We start from the raw sequence: 9,673 nt of genomic DNA, 5'->3' as shown, positions 1-9,673 counted from the left end.
CCCTGCTCCCCTGCTCCCCTGCTCCCCTGCTCCCCTGCTCCCCTGCTCCCCTGCTCCCCTGCTCCCCTGCTCCCCTGCTCCTCTGCTCCCCTGCTCCCTATTCCCTTTCCTCAGCTTAAGGACAACGGGAATGAATACCACCCTTGGTACAAATGAAAGCTAATTGCTGGGGATCTAAATTTTTAGCGCCAGTAAAATCAACACCTTGGACTATAGCCGCTTGTGAGCCAAGATCGGAAGTTTGTACAAATTGATCTCCAGGATCTTGTTTACCAGGAAAGAGTATAGTACCTTGAAAATCTGCACCTTCCAAGTTTGCCCCCCGTAAATCTGCACGACTAATATCAGTATTCCGCAGGTTGGCATTTTTCATGTTGGCAGAGCGTAAAACAGCACCAGCAAGACGAGCCGCACTGAAATTAGCATTGGTGAGATTAGCATGATCCAAATAAGCTTCAGATAAATCTGCTCCTTGCCAATTAGTGTTAGTTAAATTGGCATGAGATAATTGTGTACCTATAGCAGAGACACGACCTAATTGAGCAGCATACAAGTCAGCTTCCATTAATTTGGCATCGCTGATATCTGCCCCTGTTAAAGTAGCATCTTCCAAAATTGCTTTTTGCAAATCGCTACCTATGAGTTGGGTACTGCTGAGGTTAGCACCCACTAACCGGGCATTAGACAAGTTAGCTTTATTAAGTGTGGCGCGGCTTAAGTCGCTGCGGTTCATCAACACACGACTGAGATTAGTCTCAGTGAGGTTGGCTTGCTTCAACTGAGCTTTACTCAAATCAGCGATAACATCATCATAGGTATCCCAACGTCCATCTTCACCAACACTGCGGAGGCGACTAGCTTTCAAACTAGCTTGGTTAAGATTGGCAGATTTAAACATAACTCCAGATAAATCAGCATTTTCTAGTACCAAGTTAAATACAGAACTTTCCTCAGAGCTTTTTGGACCCAACTGGACGCTACTTAAATCGATGTTATTAATTTTGCCGCTATAGACAGTCAAAATTTTGTTTATTGCCTGTTGGTTAAGATTTAACTGTTGTTGTCTGATATTTCGGAAGTTGCCACCTGATTCCAGTTCCCCTGCGAGAAACTGATTCATGCGTTTTAATTCTGGTAGAGCTTGGGGTCCGATATTTGACAATGCCTGTTGAATAGTATCTAGGATGTTGGGATCTGTTTCCTTGACGAGTAGATCCACGAGATATTTGATGGATTGTGTATCATTGATACCACCCAAGGCGAGAATTGCCCTTTGGCGTTCTTCATCGCTGACACCAGAGTTAGGAGTAATTTGTTTTACGAGTTCGAGAAACTTTTGGCTGTTGATCAGCTGGGTTTTCCGCTGGCTTTCTTGGTTTTGGATGTAAATTTGTGTGCCAACTAAAGTTGACAATACAGCAATCATGCTTGTTACCCCGACCACAAACAAAGTGAAATTGGGGCTGCGGACTATGTTCAGCTTGGGGGTGGGCTGCTTGCTAGATGTAACCTGATTGTCATTTTCTAGCTGTGGCTGCTCGCTGGCATTTTCTACACGCGTTTTGATCGGTTTGTTGATGTCTTTGGCATCTATGGTGTATGTACCTGCCAACTGATCATGGAAGGCGCGACGACGCTTTTGGGAAGTCCAACCCATGCCTTCGCCCAGCACCATCAATAGAGCTAAAAATGTAAATAAACCTAAATTGGGAAACGCAAAGCTGTAGCGCCACAGTATATAGGCAATGGAAACTGGAGCAGTCCAGCGTCCTAGCCCTTCACGAACTATAACAGTCCTTAAACCAGGGGCTTTACCTTCCTCGTTAACTACCCGCACACCAAACCAACGCTTAGGAATGGTACTGCCGGTTTTACCCAGTAAATACAACTGCCACCCTGAGAGGGCAATAGGTGTTAATAAGGCGATAGTCCATAAAAAATTAGTAGGACTGGCAACATTACGAATCCCATAACTAACGGGTAAAGCTAAAGGCCGGGCGATCGCTCTTTCTGTGAGTACCAGCACTGGGTTCAGGGGTACTCGCTGAATATCGCTGCGAGAATTGGCATAAACGCCGATGCCAAAGGGAATTAACCCACTGGCTACTACTAATGTGATTTCCACTGCCCAAGCGGCTAAACGCCTGCTGGGGAGAGGAAAATTAGCTTTTTCCGGTTTTTGGGATTGGCTAGATTGATCAATATTTCTCCTCACAGTTGGGGTCGTCATTGCATAATTTCCCTTTGACTTTATGTTTACGCCAATCTCGGCGCGGTTAAAATAAATAGGCTATTGCTTACGTTGAAAGCTGTTAGGCAGCAAAAATTTGTATCCAAGATACACTAACAATGCCAACAGTGCCAGACTGATCACAGATGCTACCAGTTTAAAGACTGTTTGCAGTACCAATATGCCCACGAGTATTCCTACACCAGTAACAGCAAGCTTTTTCATCCCTGATAAACTTTGAAACCAAATTTGAAAACGCTCTAGATGCCAGTTTAATTTGGCAAATCCAGTTTGATTTGTCTGCTTTTGCGTCTCTGGTTGGGGTGGGTTTGGAGAAAATGAATTCATTTTTGCCTCTAGCTTTTGGAGGCGGCGCTGCAACTCATCCTCAGGTTGAGAATTCATGATTTTTTACCTCAGCTATGACACTGGTTTTCCAACCGACCAACTATATCCATTTATTTGGCGGTTGTGTTAGTGATTTTAGCTAATGTCTATCTGTACAAAACCTGTGTAGGTAGGGAAAATAATGTATCTTGCCGGAGCAAGGAGATTAGATCTTAAGTGTTAGCAAGACTTTTCTGCCTCTCCCTTGTCACTTCAGGATATTTTAATCCTGAGTTACAAATTTACCAAGGTTCAAAATAAAAATTAAATAAAAATTTATACTTCCAACTTGGGAACAAAAACCCGTTGTCTTGGTCTAATAATCCAGAATATATATCACTATATTTATCTATAAACGGCCGGGAGCATTAATAAAAATGAACACATTAAATCTACTGACTCTTGTTCCCGCAACTTTGGCAATAAGTTTGCTATTTAACCAAGCTAATTTAGCACAGACTCCATTCATCCAAATTAATAAGCAACTCCAGACAGATCCACTGGTTGTCAATGGCACTTCTGGGGGAACAGTTCAGAGTAATTGCGGTAATATTACGATTCAACCTAGTCAAGTTATTCAGGTGCAAGAATCACTGCCTTATTTGCGCTTAACAGTTGAGGGACCGGGAAAACCTACACTGCTAATTGATGGACCTGGGGGGCGCTTTTGTGTTTTGGCAGATAATTACTCTGCAAATAGACCAGAACTTGCTGGTTTCTGGCAACTTGGCAATTACTTGCTGTATATAGGCAATTTATCCCCTGGAGAGCATAATTATACTCTCTCTATTTCCCAACAAAAGAAATAGTGAAGTCGGAATTCAGGAGTCAGGAGTCAGGAGTCAGAAGTTAGCAGGAGCTTAATTAACAGTTCAAGAGGCAGGAGATAGGAGGCAGGAGGAACCCACGTTTTAAAACGTGGAATTGAAGCAAGGACGCTTTGTATCGCACTTCGTGCCGCTTCGCTAACGCGCTATGCGTCTCGATACAATTCCTCTTTTAAACTGGGCTTGAGACCCAGAACTAAAGTTTTAATTCATACTTCTTCCCTCCTGCAAGACAGCCCTCTGCCTCCTGCCTTCTTTGTAATTTTCTGGTACGTTCCCATAACATCTGAGTAAATTTCTCTTTAATATCCCGGTGTAAAATCAGACGACTTGTAGCTGTACACCGTCGTCTCGTTGTTCCAAAAGCTCCCCAAACAGCCCCATCAAGTGCTAATTCTAAATCTGCATCTTCCATCACCACTTGGGCATTTTTACCCACCCTCGAAAAAAAGGGCGTGAAAGGTGAATTTGCTTATTTCACCCCTCCTCTTCCAAACAAAATCTTTCTTTATAACCAGCGAAAGAGGTACACAAAGCTACAAGTGTGGAATTTTAGGTATTAGAGGTGCAACTAGTTTGACACTTTAGCAAAGTCTCTAATATTCCATACAAAGCTCTTAATTTATGTTATCTAACGCCGAAGCTGTAGAAAAGAGTACGCAAACAGAAGACACAACAATTACGAACTATGACCGCGCTGAACAGCTATTTATAGAACTCCTGGCTACGGAGGATTTGGACAATACCCTGGATGTAGAAGCAGCTAAAGTTAATGAGTGTGGGCGGATAGTCTCAACAGCAATCCGCACTGCTTATGAAAACGGCTGTGGTGACAGGCAGGCTCACCGTTTTCTCCAGCGGATACTTTATCGAATTAATCGGCTCCAGCTATTTTGGTATGATGATTTGCGGCATTACACCAATGAGCGATCGCTTTACTTATGCTCATGTCGGAACCAAATTGAAACTGCGTGGCAAGATTGGGAACTAAGGCAAATCGACGTAGCATCACTGCAAAAGTGGAATATCAAACAAGCTTTAACTGAGCGCACATTTGCTGATTTAGAGCCACCACTGTCAGAGGATAGTTACTACATCCGCGAGGAGATGACTGAAGCTGGCTACCGTCACTTACTAGCGATCGCTTCCTTTGATGGTTTGGTGGAAGGTAGTCGTCTTTCCCGGATTTTGGGCGGTGCTGCTAATGAAGTACAGTGTACGCTGGTGCGGGTGCTACTGGAAGAATATGGCAATGGTCGCTTATCTCGCAAGCACTCTACATTTTTTGCCCAAATGCTGGCTGAGTTTGGCATGAATACCAAACCAGAAGGGTACTTTGATTTAGTACCGTGGGAAGTTCTAGCTTGTGCTAATCATAACTTTTTGCTGACTGAGCGCAAACGCTACTTCTTGCGTTACAACGGCGGGCTGACCTATTTTGAGGTAGCTGGGCCTGGGGCTTACAGAAATTATCTCGCAGCAGCACAACGGCTGGGATTGTCAGAGAAAGCAATGGGTTATTGGGAACTGCACATTAGAGAAGATGAACGCCACGGAAGGTGGATGTTAGATGATGTGGCTTTGCCTTTAGCAGAACAATATCCTGATGATGCCTGGGAACTGGTACTGGGGTACGACCAGGAAAAACTAATGGGCGATCGCGCTACTAAAGCTGTTGTGCAATCAATACGCAAAGCCGAATCAATCGCTTTACCCAGACGATAAAACTCAAAAATTAGCGATTAAAAATAGCAGGTTTTTTTCTGACATTTTTAATTAGGCATATTTCAATACAGTTCAGATCAGCCGTCTTCTCACACCTTGCTGGCCAGATTAGCTTTTCTTAACACCAAGCATATAGGGGCATAGCTAACTCATCCAGATTTTAATTCGCATCTATAACAATTTCCTTGGTGACAAATAGCTTGCTAAGGGACAGGTTTTCTATTGCCTTGATACAAGTGAAAACTAATTTGATTCCACACAGATTATACAATACCATTGAGTGCAGTCACATGAAAGATATCTTTTTTTGTCCTGAAGAATCTAATTTCTACTCAAACTGTCTAGAAACATTTGTTCTCAGCAATTGTCAAAATTCTGAGTCTATTGTTGAGTTTGGCTCAGGAGATGGTAGCCCCATCATCAATTCATTACTGAGAAATAAATCTGATGCTGTCATACATGGATTTGAATTAAATACCTCAGCATGGAAACGCGCCAATTCTACAATCGATGAATATAATCTCGCTCACAAATACATCATCTCTAATTCATGTTTATTTGAGTCTTCTAAACCCAAAGCCGAATATCTTGTAGCAAATCCACCTTATATTCCCGCACCCGATCCAGATATTTATATGCCGCTATTATTTGGGGGTATAGACGGAGCTACAGTTACCAACGATCTTTTATCATTAGGTTATGAAAATGTACTAGTTTTAGTATCTAGTTTTTCTAACCCTATAAGTACAATTAACATAGCCGAAGAGAATAACTATTTTGTGCAGAACTTCATGGTTTTACCTTTGAAGTTTGGATATTATAGTTCAGAGCCAAAAGTGAAAAAATACATAGAAAGCTTACGAAAAAAGAAAATGGCATTTTACTCTGGAGACTATTATTTTTTGGCTGGAGTCCTCTTTAAAAAGCGCCAAGAATCTGTGATCGATTTATCTAATGAACTAGCTCAGGTGATGACGAGTTTGACAAATAAAAGTACATATTAACAAGGGTGCTGGCTGTAGAATACAAAACAATTCAACACTCAAAATAACGCCATTACCGCAGCCGGAGAACCAGAACCACCACGCAAGCGGAGAATACCAATTACCAAAGTTGTACCTTGGGGTGGAAGTTGATCTAAATTGGTGAGATTTTCTAAAACAAGAAGTGGCTTCGCTAAGACTAGGCGATTAGTAGTAAAACTTGTGTCTTGCCCTGAATCTACACCGTGTGTATCAATTCCCACGCCGGCAATTTGCCTTTCAGTAATTAAAAACTGGGTAGCATCACTCCCAAACCCTGGAAAGTGCATATTCCCTGCTGCATCTTGATTCAAAAATGCGTTTTTATCCAGCCATTTAGCTTGCCAGCCCGTATAAAGGATTACCATGCGCCCAGGGTCAATAGTGCCAAACTCTGCTTCCCATACCAAAATATCAGCCACAGTTAAAAGATAATCAGCATTCACTGCTGCTTGTTTACAAATATCTATGACTACAGCAGGTACTACCAGCGATTGGGCGGAGTATTCGTCAATGCTGATACCGCTACTGTGAAAACTATTAGGGGCATTGATATGAGTAGCACTATGTTCACCTAAAGAAAAACGTCGCAGATAATAGCCATCATCTTGCAGTTCAGCAACAGTAGTAAATTTTACGGGAGGATCGCCCGGCCATTGTGGTATACCTATATCAATCAGATGACTCAGGTGGATAACATGGGAGTAGGCGATATTATTTGGCTTCTGGTGGTGTAAAATAGCTTTCCTCTGTTATTAGTCCACTATATAGCAATCCTATTTGAGTTGAGAACTTATCGGTGATAGCGTAGCGTGACGTAAGTCATGGGAAGGGAACAGGGAACAGGGAACAGGGAACAGAAAGTGTTCATGAATCATTTAGGATGGCTATATATCTATATAATAAATAATCCCCCAATTTCTGTAAATACCAGGTCGGTTGGGGGTTCAAAATATTGCAGCAAAAAGTGAATTTAATACTAGTGAACACCTGAAAGGTTAAGTTTTGGCAAGCATTAGGTTAAGCTTAGGTAAAAATATACGCACATTAGTCATTGGTCATTAATCATTGGTCATTAGTACAATTCTTATCTGTCGCCTGTCACCTATGTTCAATCATGGGAAAATTCTCAAAATTGCGTTTTACCCAATCCATACCTATTTCGTTATTTAATTTTATATGTTGGGGAATGTTGGGATAAAGTTTACCCAATATATCCACATCTTGCTCAACAATTACTTCTGCTAAACGAACAAAATTTTTCTTAATTAAATGGGCAACAGGATTTTTAACTTTACCATATACTAAAACATAGGTGCGTGTATGAGTTTCTGATTCGGGAATAAAGAAATGAATTTGTTTCACACTAGCTACAGGACTTTCACCATGTACGACTACAAAGCAAGGAAAGAAATTTTCTAAATGGGCGTTAATTGTGTTGGGAATTGCTAACAGTCCAGGATTTTTGAGTAGGTCATTTAATTTTGGTGGTTTTCTGATTAAATCAAAGTAAGCATGGGAGTGATGTCCATTATCAATAAATTGTTTAAAGTCTACTTTTTCAATTTCAAATAATGGTCTATGTGTCCCATTTTGATGATCGTAGTCGTGCATATTTAATAGCATTGTCAGCAGTTCGGTTTTGACGCTGAAGTTTTTTGTATGTCCCAGAAATTCATATTCAGAGGCAAAATCTTTTAAAATGGTTGGGATAATAATTTTCGGTTCATATCCACCATAAGTCCAAATAAAATCACCTTGAATAATTAACTCTAATGGTTGGAGTAAGGGTTTCGTTTGTTTATTACTATTTGGTAAAACTGTACAACCGTTGCTGTCAAATTCTAAAGCATGAAATGGACAAACTACGGTGCTACTACCATCTGCTTTTGTCACACACCAGCCTTCGGAAAGCATTGCACCTAAATGGGGACAGGCGTTAGGTAAGCAATTTATTTTACCTGTGTTATCTTGCCAAAGTACGTAATCTTGACCGTAAAGGGAGATTTTGAAAGGCTGATTGGGCTTGAGCATGGAACGATGAGCTAATAGCCAAGGTGCGCCTTGTAACAGGGTCATAAAAAACCTCTTATTTAATTAACTAATTTTTTAATTAGTTTAACAATAGGGTCAGATTGCTGTCAACTATTGTTACGATGTACAAGCAACGTATAGATGATAATGCCGTGGTCAAATCTGTGAGGAATAAGGGAGGTGCTAAATCAGTGCGTCAGGTGCGGGATGCAGAGGTGACACAGCAGCAAATTCTGGATGCAGCGGAGATTGAGTTTGCTAAAGATGGGTTAAAGGGGGCGCGGTTGAGTGCGATCGCTGATCGTGCCAAAATTACTACAGCGATGATTCACTATTATTTTGAGAATAAAGAAGGTTTGTATAAAGCGGTTTTGCAGCGTCCGATTAATCAAGCGTTGTCAGTGGTAAGTCAATTAGATTTGGAACAGTTACACCCAGAAGAAGCATTAAAGCAAATTATTCGTAGTGCGATCGCTTATGAAGTCGCTTATCCCCATCGTCAAATGTTGTGGTTTCAGGAAGCGAGTCAAAATCAGGGTTTGTATTTCAAGCAGATTAACCCCATGACTTTATACGCACCACTGCTTAAAGTTTTAGAAAGAGGGATCAACGAAGGATGTTTCCGGCCTGTAGATCCATTTTTGACCTTGACTCATATTATCAGTGTGTGCATTTTCTACTTTACTGTGCAGGAAAACTGGAAACATTTGACACCAGACATAGATCGCCTCAGTCCAGAAATGGTAGAAAAACATACTGAAAGTGCGATCGCTTTAATTTTAGGTGGTTTGTTGGTTAGCGATTATTTGAAATTTCAACACTGAAGATAATATTCCAGGACTTACGCAAAACAGAACGGAAGTAGGGGTAATTCATGAATTACCCCTACGCAAGAATCAGGTTTTGAGTTCAATCTTGCGTAAGTCCTATATTCTTCCCGGCGATCGCTTTGGCATAATGTTTCAATCCCTAATAGGGATTATTTGAAATTTCAACTGCCTTAAAAAATGACACATACAGTAAAAGGAAAGGGTTTCAATCCCTAATAGGGATTATTTGAAATTTCAACGTTATGTATTCAGGAATTCTAGAGGTAATGCGATTAGTTTCAATCCCTAATAGGGATTATTTGAAATTTCAACTGCGGCAGCCCGAAAGCCTATATATATGTAGTTTTCAAGGTTCGATTGCGCGGATGGTCTTATGATAGTCCATTTCAGGAATTGTGTCAAACGCAAAAAACGCTGAAACCGGCTCTGTGTAAGGTGCGCGGGTGTGTCACTAACAAGAATAACCTCAAAGCATTGCCTAGAAAGAGATTCAGACATTTTTCACAGCACCTGATTTTTTACACCCACCCATCCGCGCAAAAATCCCAAATTTCTTCCCCCTGCCCCCCTGCTCCCCTGCCCCCCTGCTCCCCTGCCCCGCTGCTCCCCTGCCCCCCT

8 protein-coding genes and 1 pseudogene are annotated in these 9,673 nt (G+C 41.5%); 4 read left to right on the top strand and 5 right to left on the bottom strand.

What is annotated here, in order from left to right:
- Positions 1-115 precede the first annotated feature (115 nt).
- Both H6G06_RS26805 and H6G06_RS26800 read right to left on the bottom strand, forming a co-directional pair.
- The gene (locus tag H6G06_RS26805; RefSeq protein ID WP_190565098.1) at positions 116-2,230 is read right to left on the bottom strand and encodes a pentapeptide repeat-containing protein; all 2,115 of its coding nucleotides are present in this window, start codon (positions 2,228-2,230) and stop codon (positions 116-118) included.
- A gap of 60 nt (positions 2,231-2,290) precedes the next feature.
- The gene (locus tag H6G06_RS26800) at positions 2,291-2,635 is read right to left on the bottom strand and encodes a hypothetical protein (protein WP_190565097.1); all 345 of its coding nucleotides are present in this window, start codon (positions 2,633-2,635) and stop codon (positions 2,291-2,293) included.
- Between the two features lie 359 nt (positions 2,636-2,994).
- On the opposite strand from H6G06_RS26800, the gene H6G06_RS26795 reads away from it, so the two are divergent.
- A complete protein-coding gene (locus H6G06_RS26795) occupies positions 2,995-3,426 on the top strand; it encodes a hypothetical protein (RefSeq protein ID WP_190565096.1) in 432 nt (143 codons plus the stop codon).
- Between the two features lie 274 nt (positions 3,427-3,700).
- On the opposite strand, the pseudogene H6G06_RS26790 reads toward H6G06_RS26795, so the two are convergent.
- Positions 3,701-3,880, bottom strand: a pseudogene (locus H6G06_RS26790) (aldehyde dehydrogenase family protein); the annotation flags it as partial.
- A gap of 188 nt (positions 3,881-4,068) precedes the next feature.
- On the opposite strand from H6G06_RS26790, the gene H6G06_RS26785 reads away from it, so the two are divergent.
- Together H6G06_RS26785 and H6G06_RS26780 are read left to right on the top strand one after the other, a co-directional pair.
- Positions 4,069-5,169: an iron-containing redox enzyme family protein gene (locus H6G06_RS26785; protein ID WP_190565095.1), complete on the top strand. Its 1,101-nt coding sequence runs from the start codon at positions 4,069-4,071 to the stop codon at positions 5,167-5,169.
- A 290-nt stretch (positions 5,170-5,459) separates the two neighbouring features.
- On the top strand, positions 5,460-6,173 hold the full coding sequence (locus tag H6G06_RS26780) for a class I SAM-dependent methyltransferase (protein ID WP_190565094.1): 714 nt from the start codon (positions 5,460-5,462) through the stop codon (positions 6,171-6,173).
- A gap of 38 nt (positions 6,174-6,211) precedes the next feature.
- On the opposite strand, the gene H6G06_RS26775 is transcribed toward H6G06_RS26780, so the two are convergent.
- Together H6G06_RS26775 and H6G06_RS26770 are read right to left on the bottom strand one after the other, a co-directional pair.
- A complete protein-coding gene (locus H6G06_RS26775) occupies positions 6,212-6,931 on the bottom strand; it encodes a cyclase family protein (RefSeq protein ID WP_190565099.1) in 720 nt (239 codons plus the stop codon).
- Positions 6,932-7,292: 361 nt separating this feature from the next.
- A complete protein-coding gene (locus H6G06_RS26770) occupies positions 7,293-8,270 on the bottom strand; it encodes a Rieske 2Fe-2S domain-containing protein (RefSeq protein ID WP_190565093.1) in 978 nt (325 codons plus the stop codon).
- Between the two features lie 77 nt (positions 8,271-8,347).
- Between H6G06_RS26770 and H6G06_RS26765 the strand changes: the two genes are divergently transcribed.
- Positions 8,348-9,049, top strand: a complete 702-nt coding sequence (locus H6G06_RS26765; protein ID WP_190565092.1) for a TetR/AcrR family transcriptional regulator — start codon at positions 8,348-8,350, stop codon at positions 9,047-9,049.
- Positions 9,050-9,673: the final 624 nt, after the last annotated feature.

The sequence above is a fragment of the Anabaena sphaerica FACHB-251 genome, from assembly GCF_014696825.1.
Classification (GTDB): domain Bacteria; phylum Cyanobacteriota; class Cyanobacteriia; order Cyanobacteriales; family Nostocaceae; genus RDYJ01.
This window is presented reverse-complemented; position numbering and strand designations above follow the sequence as displayed.